This window comes from Micromonospora sp. NPDC002411 (assembly GCF_053592955.1).
Genome location: NZ_JBSFBM010000014.1, coordinates 1 through 18,591 on the forward strand (window position 1 = coordinate 1; position 18,591 = coordinate 18,591).

An 18,591-nucleotide genomic window follows, 5' to 3' on the forward strand; every position below is an offset into this window, starting at 1 on the left:
AGATATCCGCGATCCAGGCCGCCCTCGACAAGGTGGCGCTCGGGCTGCTCGACGGGCACGCCCGGCACTGCATGCACGAAGGGGCGGCCGAGGGCACTCGGCACGTCGATGTCGATGTCGACTTCGTGATCCCAGTCGTGTCGGTCATCCGGCGGCTCGTCGGCCCATTCCTCGACGGTGAATGGTGTGCCGCTGCTGTCCGCGCGGGGAGTCACGATGTTCACGATGCCGTCGGCGGTGCCCACGAAGTGCCCGGATTCGACTGCGTCGTCCCACGAGTCGTCGAGCCCTGCCAGGTCGCCGTCTTCCGCGTCGCTGACCAGCACCTGACCGTGTTGCACCCAGACCGACGCGCGATGGACCGCGAGTGGCACTGCCATGCCGGTCAATGTACCTCCGTAGCGGGGTGCGGCGACGGCAGCCGCCGCACCCCCCGTGATCATTTTTGGATGTTCACCCGCCCCGAGATTGTGGTCTTCGGTCCGGCCGCGTCGACGTCGTAATCGGCGCCTCGGCTGGTGTCGAATGTGGTGGCGGCGGTGGGATAGCTGTTCGGCCCGCCGGTCCAGACGACCATGCGGAACTGGTCCGGTCCTGGTCGGCAGCCCGGAGCGCCGCCGTTGTCGCATCCGTCATAACCGTAGAAGACGAAGCCGTAGCCGGCCTGGCCGTCGACCGTACCCCGGCCCTTCGCCGCCATCTTCCCGTCCGGCGTGACCACCAGCCAGTCCAAACCGTCGCCTCCGGAGGTGTCGAATCGGAAGCCGGTCCCGGTGAGCCAGGTCCGGGCGTCACCCACGGGCACAGTGTCGTTCGGCGCGTAGTACCTGGCGGCGAGATGGAACCAGGCTTCCCCGGAGGCGCCGGGTGTCGTCGTCAACGATCCGGCCGGAGCGGCCACGGAACCGTCGGCGTTGACGAACCCCGCGTGCGGGTCATAGACGATGATCATGACAGTTGCGGAGTCGGACGCGCCGTCGTCGTCGGTAACGGTCACGCCGATGGTGAACATGCCGGCTCGGGTGAAGATGTGCGATCGGTTGCAGTTGTCGGCCGCCCCGAACGAGTCGCTGCGGGAATCGTCCCAGTTGATGGCACAGGTATGGGTGTCGTTCGCCCCGGAGTCGGTGAAGGTAGCGGCCAGGTCGACCGGGGTGTTCACCCTGAACAGCTGCCACGGCCTCGGCCCGCTGAGTTGTAGCACCGGCGGGGCGTTGCCCACCGTGATCAGCGCGGTGTCGCTGCGGGCGGCGTCGATTCCGTCGTCGGAGGTGAGGGTGGCCTCGAACACCCCGTCGTCCTGGCAGGTGATGTACGTGTCGGGCGCCTCGGCATCTTGGAAGGTGCAGGTCGCGCCGGCGTCGGTGCCGGACACCGGCCGTACGCTCCAGCGCACCGAGCCCTCCTCGGCCGCGTCGGCGGCACCGGCCAGGTGGATCATCGAGCCTTCCGTGCCGGATACGTCCGGGCCGGCGTCGACGACATTGTCGTTGCCCGGGTCGTACACCGGGGTGTCCGTGATGTTGACGTAGAAGGCGTCGCGGTCGTACTGCAGGATGCGGTCGCTGCTGAAGTACTCACCCAGACGACGACCCGCACGGCGGTTCTGCGAGAGGTTCACCGCCTTCACCGAGAAGTCCCAGGTCGTGCTCGCGGCGCCTTCGCTCGTGCTGGCGAACGGGTACTCGTCACAGTCCTGATAGCTGGTGTCCGGCGGTGTGGGCAGGCCGAGCCCGATGTAGTTGTCGCGCTCCGTTCCATTCCCGTAGCACGCGGCGTTCTTGTGGACGCCGTTCTCCTTGTACTGCGGATCCGCGTTGGGGATACGGTGCAACGGCGGATCGTTGCGGCTGCCCGTGAACTTGCCCGGGATCCTCTTGTCGCGCTGGGGACTGACGAGCGGGTACGTCGCGTTGGGGGTGTCCTGGGCTTCTCGGATGTGCACTGCCACCTCGGCGACTCCGTCAGTGGGTTTCGGACCCTTGTCCTGGGTGGAGTACTGCAGGTGAGGAACGACGTCGTTGAAGATGCACGCCTCGGGTTGCTTCGGCCTGTTGAAGTACGCCGCCGAGTCGCACCGCATCGATCGTGACGCGGTGTGGCCTGGCACGATCGTCTTGTACTCGTCCTCCGCCCCGCCCTGGAACGTGATCTGCCACTCGTGCAGCCATTTGTAGTCGACGTCGCTCTCGGACTGCGCGGGCTTGGTGGAGGTGATGTCCCAGGAGACCCAGTCGGGACCGTCATCCCAGTCGCTGAACGTCTTGGACACCGCGTAGCCGCCGAGGACGCAGCGGGTGTCGTCCAACACGTTGTTGATGCACCGCACGTCCACGACGAGGTGCTGCTTGGGGGCCTTGGTGATGTTGTCGATCGGACCCCAGTCGTAGTCGGCCGAGTCCTCGATCGTCTTGAGGAACACTCGAATGCTGCGACTTTGCTTGCTCCCGTACGCCATGACCAGGAAGTTGATTTTGCTGGTCCCGACCTCCTCGACCGGGTTGCCCTTGTTGTCGACCTCCCAGTAGGTGACACTCGTGTCGCTCTTCAGGCAGTACAGGAACCGGTTGTGGACTCGACCGTAGTCCGAGTCGGCACCGGCTGCGTTCAAACACTCGTTCTGATCCCCTTCGAGGGGACTCGTCGGCAGGTCGATGCCGGGCGCCGCGGCCGTTGTCGCTCTGGGCTGGCGGTCCAGGGTGGACGATTCGACGAAGCTCCGTTGCTTCTCGGCAATCGCCCGCGTCTTGGCACGGTCGCCCAGCTGCTTCTGAGTGAACGGCACTCCGCTCGGTTGCTTTCGCGGCGGCACAGATCCGCCGTCGGCAGCCGCGCCAGCCGTCGCGTCGACGACGCCGGAGTCGCCGTCGATCATGGCGCTGTTCTTGTGCCCGTTCTTCCGTACCGGCGTCGGTGCGGAACGTTCCGCGGTGGTCGATGACGGGCCGGGCTCGGCGAACGCCTGACCTGGCACCGGCAGGCCGAACGCCACGCCGGCCGCTGTCACCACAGCGAACCGGCGTACGAAGACGCTGCGGCGGCTTCTGGAAATTTGCCTGAGGTTGTCTCTCGGTGGCGCAAAGAATCGCGGCATACCACTCTCCCTGCAACATCGTGCCGGCGGACATGTGGCAGCGGCGTGTGCTGAGGTGCCCGGCTCGCGCGTCCGCGAGACCTGGCCGAGGGGGATGAGGGCGAAGGCGACACCGTCGCTGTCGCATCAGCGGCGTACATCCTTTTCGAACGCCGATATGCGGCGACTACGCCGGCATGCCGCGCCTCACTTCTCCCTCCCGTGCAGCAACCACCGCGAGCGAGACCGAAAGGGGCATACCGTTCTTCGATCCGTACGTGCAGCGACGGCAGTCAGCCGTCGAAGCCCCCGTCGTACGCTGCTCGAGACGCTATCGAAGGCTGTCTTTGTCTTCAATGGATTATCGGGATTGCGACCCGACGGCGGTGTCGACGCAGGGGCCCACGTTTGGGGCGACGACACCACCGATTTACTGCAACGGCAGTAGGCGGATCGAGTTCGGCTCGTGTTCGTTGATCTGCCTGTTGACCCCTATCGAGTACGAGATCATCATGACCCCACCTGCCAGTCAGGCAGCGTGACTAAAACTGTCACCTATCGGTGCAGCAGACCCGACCACGTGGTGGCGGGCCTCGAGCGGTAGGGTGCTGACGCTGATACCGGGTGGCGGGTGGCGGCCGGCAAGCTCGTTGAGGACGAAGTCCTCGGCGCGTATGAACTCGTCGCTGGATCGGTCTCGGGTCAGTAGCTCGATCGCAACGAGGGTCTGGTTGGCGGTCTGCGCCGAGCGCAGTTGGCGTACCGCGAATACGACCGTCACGACAACCGCGATCGCGGACCCACACGCCGCTACGACGTCCGCCAGGTCGGATATCACAAGGCCCGAGGGTACCGGGCCGAGGCGAGCATTGATGGCTGCCTTCCCCGCGCACGGGACTGGCCCGATGGGCGAAGCGCGGGTACGGCCCTGTCACACGGAGCCTAGCCAGGCCATCGAAGCCGTACGCGTGTCTCTCATGCTGCTGATCGACAAACAGTCGCGTCTCGACACCAGGCAAAGGCAGGCCTTGACGACCTGAGAGCTGGCCATGGCTATCGAGTGGGTGAAATTGCGGGATGTGCCGAGTGCTGCAACTGGCGTGCGTCACCGCGCTCCAGCACGAACGAACAGTGCTCCGAGAGAGCACTTCGTGGATGCCGAAGAGGTCACCAGCCTCCGACGCAGCAACCGCACCCCCTACGGATGCCGGCGGGCCAGTTCCGGCCGACGAGGGCGGAGCCGACGGCCCGTGGTCGGCGGAACCAGAGGAGGACATCGCGCCAAGGGTGAGGGTTTCCAGCGCACGCCTCGAGGTGGTTCCTCGTCACCGTCGGACCAGTCGACGACGGGCAGAGCGGGAAGACCAATCCGGGGTGCCACGACGTCAATCGCGTCAGGTGCTGGCCCAGACCAGTTCGCCCTGCGGGGCGAACAACCGACGACCGTCATCGGGATCGAGACGATCTAGCAGCGGGCCGCAGCGGTCGGGACCGTCACCCGCGCTACCGCTCTAACGACGATCGGCTCCGGTTGGTCGGGCCGGATCTGGCGTACCACCCGCGGCGATCGCGACGAGACCAGCATGGATTGGCGGCACAAGGACGACGGCGAGATCATTTTCTCCGCCGACCGCCCCATCCGGCGTACCGGTGACGGTCATAGCCTGAACGTGCGGCGGTAGGTGTCCGGCGGCACGCCGACCGAGCGTTGGAAGTGGCGGCGCAGTGTCGTCGCGGTGCCCATGCCAGCGGCCGCCGCGATCGCGTCCACGCTGTCGTCGGTGGTCTCGAGCATCTCCTGCGCGCGCCGGATCCGCTGGGTCAGCAGCCACTGCAGCGGGGTGGTGCCGGTGACCGCGTGGAACTGCCGGGTCAGGTGGCGGGCGCTGAGGTTCGCCTGCCGGGCCAGGTCAGCCACGGTGAGCGGCTGGTCCAACTGCCGCATCACCCACGGGATCAGATCGGCCAGCGGATGGTCGTCCCGGACCGGCACTGGCGTGGTGACGAACTGGGCCTGGCCGCCCGCTCGGTGCGGCGGCACCACGAGGCGACGGGCGACGATGTTGGCCACCGCCGCGCCATGGTCACGCCGCACCAGGTGCAGGCAGAGGTCCATCGCCGCGGCCTTGCCCGCCGAGGTCAGCACCTCGCCGTTGTCGACGTAGAGCACGTCCGGGTCGACCGTCACCCGGGGATGACGCGCGGCCAGTTGCCCGGTGTGTGCCCAGTGCGTGGTCGCCCGCAGGCCGTCCAGCAGCCCGGCGGCGGCGAGCACGAACACCCCGGTGCACAGGGAGACGACCCGAGCGCCCGCCCGGTGGGCTACGCCTACCGCCGCGACGAGGTCGGCCGGCGGGTCGGCGTCGACGTCCGCGAGCGCGGGGACGATCACCGTGCCGGCGCGGGCCAGGTCGGCCAGGTCGCCGTCCGGCTCCAGCAGGAACCGGCCGACCCGCACCGACCTCCTGCCGCAGACCTTCACGTCGTACCAGGGACCGGGGACGGCGTCGGGCGGTGAGCCGAAGACCTCGTAGGCCAGGGCCAGTTCGAAGTGGAGCATCCCGTCGGTGGCGGCGATGGCGACGGAGCGCGGGACGACAGCCATGTCGGGAATTGTATGGGGCGCGTCCTTCCGGACACTGGTGGCGATCATCCGGCCCGACCAGGATCTCAGGCAGTGGATCACTTCGAGGCACGGGGAGCTGGACATGGCGACGGTCGGGAACATCGCGGTCTACGGCGCGTACGGGCACACCGGGCGGTTCGTGGTGGCCGAGCTGCGCAGGCGCGGGCTGGTCCCGCTGCTGCTCGGCCGGGATCGGGACCGGCTGCTGGCGCTGGCCCAGGACCATCCGCATACCGAGGCACGACCGGCGTCGGTCGACGATCCGGCCTCGCTCGACCGGGCCCTCGACGGCGCGCACGCCGTGATCAACGCCGCCGGGCCGTTCGCCTTGACCGCCGGCCCGGTGGTCGAGGCAGCCCTACGCGCCGGTATCCCCTACGTCGACGTGGCGGCGGAGATCGAGGCGAACCTCGACACCTTCGCGCACCACGCCGAGCGCGCCCGCGCCGCAGGCACCCTGGTGGTGCCCGCGATGGCCTTCTTCGGCGGCCTCGGTGACCTACTGGCCACCGCCGCGATGGGCGACTGGACGGCCGCGGACGAGGTGCATGTCGCGTACGGCCTGACGAGCTGGCACCCCACCGGTGGCACGCTGGCCTCGGGTGCGGTCTCGACCCGGCGGCGCGGTGGCCGCCGCCTCCGCTTCACCGGCGGACGGTTGCGCCACCACGACGACGCGCCACCCACCCTGGAGTGGCCCTTCCCCGCACCGCTCGGCCCGCGGCCTGTGCTCGGCGAGTTCACCATGGCCGACGTCGTCACCATCCCCAGCCACTTGGCCGTGCCCGAGGTCCGCACCTACATGACCACCCAGGCGGCCGCAGACCTGGGATCTCTCGAACCCACCGCGCCGACTGCCGTCGACGAGCGGGGCCGCTCCGCGCAGACGTTCGTCGTCGACGTCGTCGTCCGGTCCGGCGGCACGGAACGCCGACTGGCCGCCAGCGGTCAGGACATCTACGCCGTCAGCGCGCCGCTCGCGGTGGAGGCCGTCGACCGCATCCGCACCGGGCGTACCCGGACGACAGGTGTCGTCTCCGCGGGCGCGGCCTTCGACGCCGTGGACTTCCTCGACGCCCTCTCCGCGCACCTCACGGTGTACCGCCCGGCGGACGTTCGTAGCCGGTCGCCCATCTCGACGGGGTAGCGTTCGGGCACCGCATCGGCAACTGCCGCCTCAGCTACCGGCTGCGCACAGCGACTGCGGCGGCAGTGGCCACCACCAATGCGCCACCATCCGGGCCAGGGCCGGAAAACGGCGGATCTTCCGGTCCGGCCGGCATAGAGCGCCGTCGACCGGTGCCTCGAACCGGGGAGCACTCCGCCGTACCCACTCTGACCTGCAAAAACCCGAAGCCGCAGGCAGGGGTGGGTGCAGTTGCGCGCCATCCGGTGCGGTTGAGGGCCGTTCAGGGCACCCTGTTGCTCCCCACCTGCTCCCCGAACCAGGGCTCACGCGGCTGCTGCGGCCAGGCTGAGACGGACCGTCCTGCAGGTCGTTCGTTGAGCCCTTTTCATCGTGACGGGGCTGGTCACGGCGGTGGGGTGGGGGCAGGGATCGACGTAGGGCGAGGCTCCCGGTAAGGCAGCAGTCGACCAAGATCCGATGCCCCAACCGGAAGCCTCGCTGTTGTCCTACCCTGCCGCGATTCCCCTGTCCGACCGCACCCTCATTTGCCTCGCTGACCTGATCCGCAACCACCGAACGCAGGTGGAGAATCGCGCAGCGCTTGGCTGGCGGTTCAACAAGTTTGACCCGAGTACCAGGCGTTGGATACGGCGTTCGCGCCGCCGATGTCCCACGTTCCCGGGCCGATGCACCAGGTCCAGTCGTTGCGGGGCCACGTCGCGTCGACGTAGATGATCACATGGGTGTTCCCGCAGTGGTTGTACCAGGCCGTCACCGCGTCTTCGTAGTAGCCGCAAACCTGCACGGCGACGTCCTCGCTGCCGGGCTTGGCCTGCTCCGAAACCGCGGTGGTTTCGGGTTGGGACAGGCGGGAGCCGGCGCCCGGACTTGCCTGTGCCACGGTCCCGGACAGGGTGAGTGCGCCGAGGATCGTGGTCACTGCCGAGATCCGAAACGCCGTTCTGTACCACATTTTCACAATGGTCTCCTGTCAGCCGCCGCTGCGGCCTAGATGATGCTGCTGGCTGCATGAAATGATCGATGTACTTCCTCGCGCTCCTTCCATCGCGAAAACACGGACCGATGGAACACGCTCAAGTGAACCTTCTTCCGTAAGGCGGAATCAGATTCAATCCTGACTGAGCGGACTTTCTAAGATAAGAGTGCAGGCCACAGCCGGGTCTGTCGTTACTGGTAAGCGCACAAGTCTTTAGTCTGCGCGTACTCTCGCGCACTGCTCGCGGAACTGGCGTGGCGAAAGGCCGTAGGCGCTGCGGAACGCCTGGCTGAAGTGCGCCGGGCTGGTGAACCCCCACTGGGCGGCGATCGTGTGGATCGGGCGCGCGCCTAGTTGGGGGTTGGCGAGGTCGCGTCGGCACTGCTCCAGGCGACGCTCGCGGACCCAGCCGGCGACCGTGCGCCCTTCCTCGTGAAACAGCTTGTGCAGGTATCGCAACGAGATGTGATGCGCTGCGGCGATCGCGTCCGGTGTCAGGCGCGGATCGCCCAGATTCTCTCGGACGAAGGCGTGGATCTGAGCCATCAACGCTCGCCGTTGGGTGTGGGAGGGCACCGCGCTTTGGACGTCCAGCGCGTTGGCCAGTGCCGCTGTCAACACGTCAATGGTGAGGGTGGACAGCCGGGCGGCGTCCAACGGACTAAGTTCGTCCATGTGCCGGGCAAGGCGCAGCAGGAATTGTGAAGATAACGCGCCGATGCCTTGGGCGCCAGGGATGCGAACTGCGCTCAGGCGCCGCAACTCCCGAGGGGGCAACGGCAGTAACGAGCGCGGGAAGCGCAGGAGCAGCAGCTGACTAACTGGCGCATCCGGGGTGCCCGGGCGGGGGTGCGGCGCCGGACGGCGGGACTCAGACCAGGCAGTTGACGATCTCCGCCACCGAGCGGCGGCGGCCCGTGTAGAACGGGACCTCTTCCCGGACGTGCCTGCGGGCGGAGGACGCGCGCAGGTCCCGCATCAGGTCCACGATCCGGTGCAGCTCGTCGGCCTCGAAGGCGAGCATCCACTCGTAGTCGCCCAGCGCGAACGAGGCCACCGTGTTGGCCCGTACGTCGGGATAGCCCCGGGCCATCTTCCCGTGCTCGGCGAGCATCTCGCGCCGCTCGGCGTCGGGCAGCAGGTACCACTCGTACGAGCGGACGAACGGGTACACGCAGATGTAGGGGCGGGCCTCCTCGCCGGCCAGGAACGCCGGGATGTGGCTCTTGTTGAACTCCGCCGGACGGTGCAACGCCATCTGCGACCAGACCGGGGTCATCGCCCGACCCAGCGTGGTGCGGCGGAACCGCAGGTACGCGTCCTGCAACGCGTCGCTGGACGCCGAGTGCCACCAGATCATCACGTCCGCGTCGGCGCGCAGACCGGAGAGGTCGTACACGCCCCGGACCACCACGTCCTTGCCGGCCAGCTCGTCGAAGAGGGCGACGACCTCGCCGGTGACGTTGTCCCGCAGCGACGGCAGCGGGCTGTTGGCCCGGAACACCGACCACATGGTGTAGCGGATGCTGTCGTTCAGCTCCCGCAACCGGGCCGCGTTGGTCTGCTCGGTCATCTCGCCGATCCTCCCAGTGCTGTGATGATCTCCTCGGCCGCGGTCTCGCCGGAGCGGACGCAGACCGGGATGCCGACGCCGTCGTAACCGGCGCCCGCGAGGACCACTGTGGGGTACGCGGCCCGCAACGCCGCGCGTGCGGCGCCGACCCGGCCGGCGTGCCCCGGGGCGTACTGGGGCAGCGCCCCGCCCCACCGCTGCACGTGTCCGTCGACCGGGGCGGGCAGCGGGGTGCCGAGCACCGCCGACAACTCCCGGTGCACGGTGGCCGCGAGGTCCGCGTCGGGGCGTTGCAGGTGCGCCTCCTCGCCGTACCGGCCGACCGAGGCGCGCAGCAACGCCATGCCGTCCGGCCGGCGCAGGTGCCCCCACTTGGTGGTGAAGAACGTGGCGGCCTTGGTCAGCAGGCCCTCGGTGCTGGGCACCAGGAAGCCGGACAGCTCGGGCAGTCGGGGCTGCGGCACCGCCAGGGTCACCAACGCGACGCTCGCGTAGTCCAGTTCCCCGACGGCTGCGGCGGCCTCCGGGGCCGGGCCGGCGAGCAACCGCGCCGCCGGCCGGGCCGGCACCGCCAACACCACGGCGTCCACGTCGACGAACTCGGGATCGCGGGTCGGGCCGACGGTGAGCCGCCAGCCGGAGCCGGCCGGGGTCACCTCGCGCACCGCCGCGTCGCGCCGGATCGTCGCGCCGCTGGCTGCCGCCGCTGCCTCGACCAGGCTGCTCAGCCCACCGACCAGGGTGCCGAAGACGGGAGTGCCGGGTGCCCGTGGCGCAGCGGCTTGGGCGGCCCGGACCGCGCCGGTCAGGGTGTGCTCCACCCGGGCCGTGCGAGCCAGCGCCGGCATCGTGGTGACCAGGGACAGGTCGTCGGCGCGGCCCGCGTACACACCGCCGAGCATCGGGTCGACCAGCCGCTCGACCACCTCGTCGCCGAAGCGGGACCGGACCAGCGCACCCACCGACACGTCCGCGTCGGGCCCGATCAGCGGCCGACCACCGTCGGTGTCGGCGTCCGCGAGCGGGCGGGCGACAGTGGTCACCCGATCCAGATCCCCGGGTACGCCCACCAGCGTGCCGCCCGGGATGGGGCGCAGCCCCCCGTCGACCACGAGCGCGGCCTGCCCCACGGTGGGGTGCACGATCTTCTCGGCCAGCCCGAGCCGGCGGATCAGGGCCACCGCCGCGCTCTCGGCGCCCGTCGGGTCGCGCATCAGGAACGACTCCGCGCCGAACTCCACCGGCTGGCCGGCCACCTCACCGGTACGCAGCTTGCCGCCCAACGCGCCGGACTGCTCGTACAGAGTGATCTCGGTGTCGGCCGGCGCGCCGTCGCGCAGGCGGACCGCGGCGGCCAGCCCGGCGATCCCGCCGCCGACCACCGCCACCCGCCAGGGCCGCCGCATCGCCGGTCAGCCCTGGTCGGCCCGGCGGCTGGACACCTCGTGCACCAGCGCGACCACCCGGGTCAGCACCTCCGGGTCGGTCTCCGGCAGCACCCCGTGGCCGAGGTTGAACACGTGCCCGGGGGCCGCCTTGCCCTGCTCCAGGATCCGACGCACCTCGGTCTCGACCACCGGCCACGGCGCGAGCAGCACTGTCGGGTCCAGGTTGCCCTGCACCGCCTTGTCCGGGCCGATCCGACCGGTGGCCACGTCCAGCGGGGTACGCCAGTCGACGCCGACCACGTCCGCGCCGGCCTCGCCCATCGCGCCGAGCAACTCGGCGGTGCCCACCCCGAAGTGGATCCGGGGCACCCCGGCGGGCGACCGCTCCGGCTCGGCGCGTCTGTCGCCGCGCACCGACCCGGAGTAGTCGTTGGCGAGCCCGCTCAGCACGGCGGTCGAGTGCGGCAGCACGAAACGGCGGTAGTCGGCCTCGGAGAGCGCGCCCGCCCACGAGTCGAAGAGCTGCACGGCCGACACGCCCGCGTCGATCTGCACCCGCAGGAAGGCCAGCGTCACCTCGGCCAGCCGGCCGCAGAGCGCGTGCCACAGCTCCGGGTTGCCGTACATCAGGGCCTTGGTCTTCGCGTGGGTCCGCGACGGACCGCCCTCGACCAGGTAGCTGGCCAGGGTGAACGGCGCGCCGGCGAAACCGATCAGCGGGGTGTCGCCCAGCTCGGCCACCAACTGCCGGACGGCCTCGTCGACGTACGACACGTCCTCGCGGGTGATCAGGCGGATCCGCTGCACGTCGGCGGCGGTGCGGATCGGCTCGGCGACGACCGGGCCGGTGCCCGGCACGATGTCCAGGTCGACCCCCGCCGCGGCCACCGGCACCACGATGTCGCTGAACAGGATGGCCGCGTCCACGCCGTGCCGACGCACCGGCTGGAGGGTGATCTCGGTGACCAGGTCCGGACGGCGGCACGACTCCAGCATCGGCACGGTCGCCCGGATCTCCCGGTACTCCGGCAGGGAGCGGCCGGCCTGGCGCATGAACCAGACCGGGGTGTGCGGCCCGGGTCGGCGTCGGCAGGCCCTGATGAAGGGCGAGTCGGCCGGTCCGCCGGGGCGGGATTCTCCGTCTCGGGCGACAGTGCCCGTGGTGTCCGTGGTCATCGCCGCAATCGTGCCACGCCCACCACCGGAAACCGGGTGGGGGTGAGAGGAAGGGCACCGTTCCTTACCCCCGGTGCCCTTCATGAGCGTCGGCGCGCCGTCGAAGCGGGCGACGGACGGCGGCATAGGCTGCCGACATGGCCCCCCCGATCGCGCTCCCGGAAGCGTTCGCCCGCGCGGTCGCCGGGCTGCGATCGGCGACGCCCCGCCCGGAGATCACTCTTGAGGAGGTCGGGGCGCCCCAACGACTCGCCCCGTACGCGTTCGCGCTCGCCGCGACAGTGCTGCGCGACGGCGACGAGGTCGCGACCGGGCGGCTGATCCTGCTGCACGACCCGGCCGGGCACGAGGCGTGGCAGGGCACCCTGCGGTTGGTCACCTACGTGACCGCCGAGTTGGAGGTCGACCTGGCCGCCGACCCGCTGCTGCCCGGGGTCGGCTGGACGTGGCTGACCGACGCGTTGGACGCCCAGGACGCCGGCCACCGGGCGATCGGCGGCACCGTCACGCAGACCATGTCGACCCGGTTCGGCGACCTCGCCGGCCCACCGACCGTCGGTGACATCGAGATCCGCGCCTCCTGGACGCCGGTCAACGACGACCTCACCGCACACCTGCTCGGCTGGTGCGCGCTCCTCGCCGACACGGCCGGCCTCCCCCCACCCGGTGTGACAGCCCTGTCCGACCGCCGCCCCGCCGGCGCGGCCTGACCCCACCCCCCACCCCTTCGAGGGGTCGATCATGGAGTTGTGGTGGGTGGATTGCTCCTCGGCGCGGCTTTTGTGGGACACCACAACTGCATGATCGACTGCACCGGAACGGGTGCGCTCGGACATCCTCTGGACACGTGATCGACACACGCCGGACCGGCTGCACCCGCTCGATCTCCACGCGCACTAGGGTTGGCAGGTGACCGACGAACCACCCCTGCGCCGTCGGCCCGCCGAAGACCTTCCGGGAAACGCACCCGAGCACCCGCCGTCGGCCCAGCCGCAGCTGGTGGGCGAGGGCGCCAACCCGGCCGACGGTGGGCCCGTTCCGCTGACCGCCCCGCGTGACGGCACTCCCGAACCAGTGGCCGCCCCGGCCGAGCTCGCCGAGGTGGTGGCCCGCTTCGCAGGCGGCACCGGCCCGGTCGCCCTGGACGCCGAGCGGGCCTCCGGTTACCGCTACAGCCAACGCGCGTACCTGGTGCAGCTCCGCCGCGCCGGTGCGGGCACCGCGCTGATCGACCCGCTGCCGCTGCCGGACCTCAGCACGCTGGACGCCGCGATCGGCGAGGCCGAGTGGGTGCTCCACGCGGCCAGCCAGGACCTGCCCTGCCTGGCCGAGGTGGGGCTGCGCCCACGCCGGCTGTTCGACACCGAGCTGGCTGCCCGGCTGGCCGGTTTCGAGCGGGTCGGGCTGGCGGCGCTCACCGAGCAGTTGCTCGGGTTCACGCTGGAGAAGCACCATTCGGCCGCCGACTGGTCGAGCCGGCCGCTGCCCGAGTCGTGGTTGACGTACGCCGCTCTCGACGTGGAGCTGCTCACCGACCTGCGCGACGCGCTCGACGCCGAGTTGACCCGGCAGGGCAAGTCGGCCTGGGCCGCGGAGGAGTTCGCCGCGCTGGTCCGCACCGGGGCGCGCCCGCCGCGGGTGCGCGCGGAGCCGTGGCGGCGCACATCCGGCATCCACCGGCTGCGCGGGGCGCGGGCCCAGGCCCGGGTGCGCTCGATGTGGTACGCCCGGGACCAGATCGCGGCCCGGCGGGATGCCGCCCCCGGTCGGGTGTTGCCCGACTCGGCGATCATCGCCGCTGCGGAGTTGGACCCGAAGGACGAGAAGACCCTGCTGACCCTGCCCGGCTTCGGCGGGCGGTCGGTGCGTCGGCTGGCCCGCACCTGGCTCGCCGCTCTCGACGACGCCCGGCAGCTAGCGGAGGATTCGCTGCCGGTCTCCCCCACTGTCGAGGGCCCGCCCCCACCGCACCGCTGGGCCGAGCGGGACCCGGTGGCCGCCGGCCGGCTGGCCCGGTGCCGGGAGGTGGTCATCCGCATCGCCGGCGAGCACAACCTGCCGCCGGAAAACCTGATCACGCCGGATTCGGTTCGCCGGTTGGCCTGGACCCCACCCGAGGTGGTGACCGAGGAGTCGGTCGCGGAGACCCTGCGCGGTCTCAACGCCCGGGAGTGGCAGATCGGTCTCCTCATCCGTGACCTGACCGAGGCCCTGGACCCCACTCCCTAGGGGGTGCGGGCTCCCAGGGGTCACGGTGTGGGGTGGGCCACAGCGGGGGGTCGGGACGGGTTGGTTACTGGCGAGTAGCATTCGGGGGAACATGCCCGTGTTGGCCGACCCTCGTTCAGTCCGGAGCGCCGCCCAGCGGCGCGAGGCCGAATGGTGGTCGAGAAGGAGGCTCAAGTGCCCCGTGAAGTTCGGGATGTCGTCTTCGTCGACGGCGTCCGTACCCCGTTCGGCAAGGCGGGTGGCATGTACGCCAACACCCGCGCCGACGACCTGGTGATCCGCTGCATCCGTGAGCTGCTGCGACGCAACCCGCAGCTGCCCCCGGAGCGCGTCGAGGAGGTCGCCGTCGCGGCCACCACCCAGATCGGCGACCAGGGCCTCACCATCGGCCGCACCGCCGCGCTGCTGGCCGGCCTGCCCAAGACCGTTCCCGGCTTCGCCATCGACCGGATGTGCGCCGGCGCGATGACAGCGGTCACCACTGTGGCCAGCGGCATCGCGATGGGCGCGTACGACGTCGCCATCGCCGGCGGCGTCGAGCACATGGGCCGTCACCCAATGGGCGAGGGCGTCGACCCCAACCCGCGCATCGTCGCGGAGAAGCTGGTCGACCCGTCCGCGCTGGTCATGGGCGCCACCGCGGAGAACCTGCACGACCTGGTCCCGCACATCACCAAGGCACGCACCGACGCGTTCGCGCTCGCCTCGCAGCAGAAGACCGCCAAGGCGTACGCCAACGGCAAGCTCCAGGACGACCTGGTGCCGATGTCGATCCGCGACGCGGAGGGCGGCTGGGGCCTGGCCACCGTGGACGAGGCCCCGCGGGACACCTCGCTGGAGAAGCTCGGCACCCTCAAGACCCCGTTCCGCCCGCACGGCAAGGTGACCGCGGGCAACGCCGCCGGCCTGAACGACGGCGCCACCGCGAGCCTGCTCGCCGACGAGGCCACCGCCCGCGAGCTGGGGCTGCCGATCGCCATGCGGCTGGTGTCGTTCGGGTTCGTCGGGGTGGAGCCGGAGGTGATGGGTGTCGGCCCGATCCCGTCCACCGAGAAGGCGCTCCGCCTCGCCGGGCTCACCATCGACGACATCGGCCTGTTCGAGCTGAACGAGGCGTTCGCCGTGCAGGTGCTCGCGTTCCTCGACCATTTCGGCATCGCCGACGATGACGCGCGGGTCAACCCGTGGGGCGGCGCGATCGCCATCGGTCACCCCCTCGCCTCGTCCGGCGTGCGGCTGATGACGCAGTTGGCCCGCCAGTTCGCCGAGCACCCCGAGGTCCGCTACGGCCTCACCGCGATGTGCATCGGCATCGGCATGGGCGGCACTGTCATCTGGGAGAACCCGAACTGGGAAGGTGGCGACAAGTGAAGGCACCGAACGAGGTCGTCACCCGTGCGCTGCTGCGCCAGGTGAACGTGCCCGGCCTGGACCGGCCCGCTGCCCTGATCACCCTGGACAACGGCTTCGACCACACCAAGCCGAACACCTTCGGCCCCGGCGGGTTGGCCAGCCTCGACGAGGCGATCACCGCCGCGCTCGCCGCCGACCCGGCGTTCATCGCGGTGACCGGCAAGCCGTACATCTTCTGTGTGGGCGCGGACATCGTCGGTCTGCCGCAGCTGGCCGACCGGGCACAGGCGCTGGAGATCGGCCGGCTCGGCCACCGGGTCTTCGCCCGACTCAAGGACAGCACCGTGCCCACGTTCGCGTTCGTCAACGGCGCGGCGATGGGCGGCGGCCTGGAGTTGGCCCTGCACTGCCACTACCGGACGCTCTCCGGTGGGGCCGCGGCCCTGGCGCTGCCCGAGGTCTCCCTCGGTCTGGTGCCGGGCTGGGGCGGCACGCAGCTGCTGCCGAACCTGATCGGCATCCCCGCCGCCACTCAGGTCATCATCCAGAACCCGCTGATGCAGAACAAGATGCTCAAGCCGAAGCAGGCCGCCGAGCTGGGCATCGCGGACGTGCTGCTGGAGCCGGCCGACTTCCTGGAGCGGTCCCTCGAATGGGCCGCCGGGGTGGTCCGGGGTCAGGTCACGGTGACCCGGCCCGAGGTCGACAAGGACATGTGGGCGGGCGTGCTCTACTTCGCCCGCGAGACCCTCAACCAGCGGTTGCACGGCGCGGTCCCGGCTGCGTACAAGGCTCTGGACCTGCTGGAGACGGCGAAGGACGCGGACTTCGCGACCGGCACCGCCGCCGAGGACGAGGCCCTCGCGGACCTGGTCTTCTCCGAGGAGCTGCGCAGCGGCCTGTACGCGTTCGACCTGGTGCAGCGGCGGGCCAAGCGGCCGGCCGGCGCCCCGGACAAGGGCCTCGCCCGCACGATCACCAAGGTCGGCATCGTCGGCGCAGGCCTGATGGCCAGCCAGTTGGCGCTGCTGTTCGCCCGCCGCCTCCAGGTGCCGGTGGTGATGACCGACCTCGACCAGTCCCGGGTGGACAAGGGCGTCGGCTACGTGCACACCCAGATCGAGAAGGCCGTCACCAAGGGCCGGATGGACAAGGGCACCGCCGCCAAGCTGTACGGGCTGGTCAGCGGCTCGGTCGACAAGACCGCCTTCGCGGACGCCGACTTCGTCATCGAGGCGGTCTTCGAAGACCTGGGCGTCAAGAAGCAGGTCTGGGCCGAACTGGAGAAGATCGTCTCCCCGGAGGCGGTGCTCGCCACCAACACCAGTTCGCTGTCGATCACCGAGATGGCCGCCGAACTGGAGCACCCGGAGCGGGTGGTCGGCTTCCACTTCTTCAACCCGGTGGCGGTGCTGCCGCTGTTGGAGATCGTCCGGGGTGAGCGCACCGACGACGTCACGCTCGCGACCGCGTTCGCGGTAGGCAAGCAGCTCAAGAAGTCGAGCGTGCTGGTGAAGGACGCCCCGGCGTTCGTGGTGAACCGCCTGCTCACCCGGTTCCTGGGCACCGTCTTCGCCGCCGTCGACCAGGGCACGCCGCTGGACGTGGCGAACAGCGCCCTGGACCCGCTGGGTCTGCCGATGCGCCCGCTCGCCCTGCTCCAACTGGTCGGGCCGGCCGTCGCGTACCACGTGGGCGGCACGCTGCACGCCGCGTACCCGGACCGGTTCGGGGTCAGCGAGAACCTCAAGCGGATCGCCGACTCGGGGCAGCCGATCGTGGTCGACGACCAGGTCAACGACGAGGTGGCCAAGCTGCTCGTCGTCGGTGACCAGCCGTTGACCGCCGAGCAGGTACGACAGAACGCGCTGGACGCACTCGCCCAGGAGATCCGGCTGATGCTGGACGAGGGTGTGGTCGCCGAGGCGCAGGACATCGACCTGTGCATGATCCTGGGCGCCGGTTGGCCGTTCCACCTGGGTGGTGTCACGCCGTACCTGGACCGCACCGGCACGTCCGAGCGGGTCACCGGTCAGCGGTTCCTGCCGCGCGGGGCGGCGAGCCTGCCGGCCTGACCGATTGCAATATCACCGGTCGCGGTGGTCGGACCGTCCCTCGTGGGCGGCCCGGCCACCGCGACCGTTTGTGATCAATCACGGCTGGAGGTGCCTTCAGCAGGGACAACGCCGGGCTTCTCAGCGGGTTAGGATCACGCGCTTTGCACCCCCATCTTGGAGCTGACTGAATGTCCCAGCCGCCGGCCAGTCCCTACGGCCCGCCGCACGATTCCTCCAACCCGCCGCAGCAGCCCGGCCAGCCGGGCCAGCCGCAGCAGCCCGGTGGTTGGCCGCCCCCGCAGCAGCAGGGGTTCCCGCCCGCACAGCCGGGTCAGCCGTACGGCGATCCCCAGCAGTTCGCGGGCCCGCCGCCGGCGAAGAAGAAGTCGAACGTCGGCAAGATCGTCCTGATCGTGCTGGCCGTGCTGCTGGTGGTCTGCCTCGGCGGCGCGGCGGCCATCTGGTTCACGGTCAAGGACGACGTGGGCGACGTCGTCGACGCCACCAAGACCCGGCTGGTCGCGCCGGCCACCCTCGCCGGTCGGCCGAAGATCACGGAGCCGGACCTGCAGGCGGCCGCCGACCAGATGGTCACCGAGATGAAGGCGGATGTGCAGAACGAGACCAGCACCGTCGGCGCCTTCTACGGCGACCCGGCCAAGCAGGACCTCGTGATGATCGTTGGCGCGTCCGGCCTGATGACGGACCCGAAGAAGGAGCTGGACGACGCGATCAACGGGCTCTCCACCGAGCTGACGCTGACCAACCTGGCGACCGTCGATCCTGGTCCGCTCGGCGGTGACGCGAAGTGCGGCGACGGCAAGGCCGAGAGCGTGCCCCTGGGGGTCTGCGTGTGGGCCGACCGGGGCAGCCTGGGCATGGTGGTCATCTACTACAAGACCGCCGAGCAGACGAAGGCCGAGTTCGTCACGATCCGGGGCCAGGTCGAGCAGCGCTCCTGACCGTCGACGACCGAGGCCCCGACCACCC

General features: G+C 70.3%; 14 protein-coding genes and 1 pseudogene. 7 read left to right on the top strand and 8 right to left on the bottom strand.

Features of this window, described 5'->3' with window-relative positions; translation table 11 throughout:
* Positions 1 to 95, top strand: a pseudogene (locus tag ACWCO3_RS03525) (metal-sensing transcriptional repressor); the annotation flags it as partial.
* A gap of 344 nt (positions 96 to 439) precedes the next feature.
* On the opposite strand, the gene ACWCO3_RS03530 reads toward ACWCO3_RS03525, so the two are convergent.
* The 3 genes from ACWCO3_RS03530 to ACWCO3_RS03540 form a co-directional block, all read right to left on the bottom strand.
* The gene (locus tag ACWCO3_RS03530; protein WP_450008273.1) at positions 440 to 3,007 is read right to left on the bottom strand and encodes a NucA/NucB deoxyribonuclease domain-containing protein; all 2,568 of its coding nucleotides are present in this window, start codon (positions 3,005 to 3,007) and stop codon (positions 440 to 442) included.
* A 595-nt stretch (positions 3,008 to 3,602) separates the two neighbouring features.
* Positions 3,603 to 3,854, bottom strand: coding sequence for a hypothetical protein (locus tag ACWCO3_RS03535; protein WP_145783422.1), 252 nt, complete (start codon positions 3,852 to 3,854; stop codon positions 3,603 to 3,605).
* A gap of 876 nt (positions 3,855 to 4,730) precedes the next feature.
* Entirely contained in the window at positions 4,731 to 5,678 is a 948-nt protein-coding gene (locus ACWCO3_RS03540) for a helix-turn-helix domain-containing protein (protein WP_145783424.1), read from the bottom strand.
* Positions 5,679 to 5,781: 103 nt separating this feature from the next.
* Here ACWCO3_RS03540 and ACWCO3_RS03545 point away from each other — a divergent pair, with 103 nt between their 5' ends.
* Positions 5,782 to 6,846 carry a saccharopine dehydrogenase NADP-binding domain-containing protein gene (locus ACWCO3_RS03545; protein ID WP_450008275.1) on the top strand — a complete coding sequence of 355 codons (1,065 nt, stop codon included), beginning with the start codon at positions 5,782 to 5,784 and terminating at the stop codon, positions 6,844 to 6,846.
* 595 nt (positions 6,847 to 7,441) lie between these two features.
* Here the strand turns inward: ACWCO3_RS03545 and ACWCO3_RS03550 are convergent.
* The 5 genes from ACWCO3_RS03550 to hemE all read right to left on the bottom strand — a co-directional run bounded on the left by ACWCO3_RS03550 (position 7,442) and on the right by hemE (position 11,962).
* The gene (locus ACWCO3_RS03550) at positions 7,442 to 7,768 is read right to left on the bottom strand and encodes a DUF6355 family natural product biosynthesis protein (protein WP_167524734.1); all 327 of its coding nucleotides are present in this window, start codon (positions 7,766 to 7,768) and stop codon (positions 7,442 to 7,444) included.
* 270 nt (positions 7,769 to 8,038) lie between these two features.
* On the bottom strand, positions 8,039 to 8,587 hold the full coding sequence (locus ACWCO3_RS03555; RefSeq protein ID WP_450008278.1) for a helix-turn-helix transcriptional regulator: 549 nt from the start codon (positions 8,585 to 8,587) through the stop codon (positions 8,039 to 8,041).
* A 109-nt stretch (positions 8,588 to 8,696) separates the two neighbouring features.
* Positions 8,697 to 9,398 carry a hydrogen peroxide-dependent heme synthase gene (hemQ, locus tag ACWCO3_RS03560; protein ID WP_358048777.1) on the bottom strand — a complete coding sequence of 234 codons (702 nt, stop codon included), beginning with the start codon at positions 9,396 to 9,398 and terminating at the stop codon, positions 8,697 to 8,699.
* Positions 9,395 to 10,804, bottom strand: coding sequence for a protoporphyrinogen oxidase (gene hemG, locus ACWCO3_RS03565; RefSeq protein WP_450008281.1), 1,410 nt, complete (start codon positions 10,802 to 10,804; stop codon positions 9,395 to 9,397). The genes hemQ and hemG overlap by 4 nt, the downstream gene beginning before the upstream one ends.
* Before the next feature lie 6 nt (positions 10,805 to 10,810).
* Complete coding sequence (hemE, locus tag ACWCO3_RS03570; RefSeq protein WP_358162741.1) at positions 10,811 to 11,962, bottom strand: uroporphyrinogen decarboxylase; 1,152 nt, start codon at positions 11,960 to 11,962, stop codon at positions 10,811 to 10,813.
* 137 nt (positions 11,963 to 12,099) lie between these two features.
* On the opposite strand from hemE, the gene ACWCO3_RS03575 reads away from it, so the two are divergent.
* The 5 genes from ACWCO3_RS03575 (at position 12,100) to ACWCO3_RS03595 (ending at position 18,563) form a co-directional block, all read left to right on the top strand.
* A complete protein-coding gene (locus ACWCO3_RS03575) occupies positions 12,100 to 12,672 on the top strand; it encodes a DUF3000 domain-containing protein (RefSeq protein ID WP_145784875.1) in 573 nt (190 codons plus the stop codon).
* A 199-nt stretch (positions 12,673 to 12,871) separates the two neighbouring features.
* Positions 12,872 to 14,191, top strand: coding sequence for a ribonuclease D (locus ACWCO3_RS03580; RefSeq protein WP_145784876.1), 1,320 nt, complete (start codon positions 12,872 to 12,874; stop codon positions 14,189 to 14,191).
* A 174-nt stretch (positions 14,192 to 14,365) separates the two neighbouring features.
* Positions 14,366 to 15,562: a thiolase family protein gene (locus tag ACWCO3_RS03585; RefSeq protein ID WP_145784877.1), complete on the top strand. Its 1,197-nt coding sequence runs from the start codon at positions 14,366 to 14,368 to the stop codon at positions 15,560 to 15,562.
* Positions 15,559 to 17,619, top strand: a complete 2,061-nt coding sequence (locus ACWCO3_RS03590; RefSeq protein ID WP_145784878.1) for a 3-hydroxyacyl-CoA dehydrogenase NAD-binding domain-containing protein — start codon at positions 15,559 to 15,561, stop codon at positions 17,617 to 17,619. The genes ACWCO3_RS03585 and ACWCO3_RS03590 overlap by 4 nt, the downstream gene beginning before the upstream one ends.
* Positions 17,620 to 17,789: 170 nt before the next feature.
* Complete coding sequence (locus ACWCO3_RS03595) at positions 17,790 to 18,563, top strand: hypothetical protein (RefSeq protein WP_357934007.1); 774 nt, start codon at positions 17,790 to 17,792, stop codon at positions 18,561 to 18,563.
* The last annotated feature ends 28 nt before the right edge of the window (positions 18,564 to 18,591 follow it).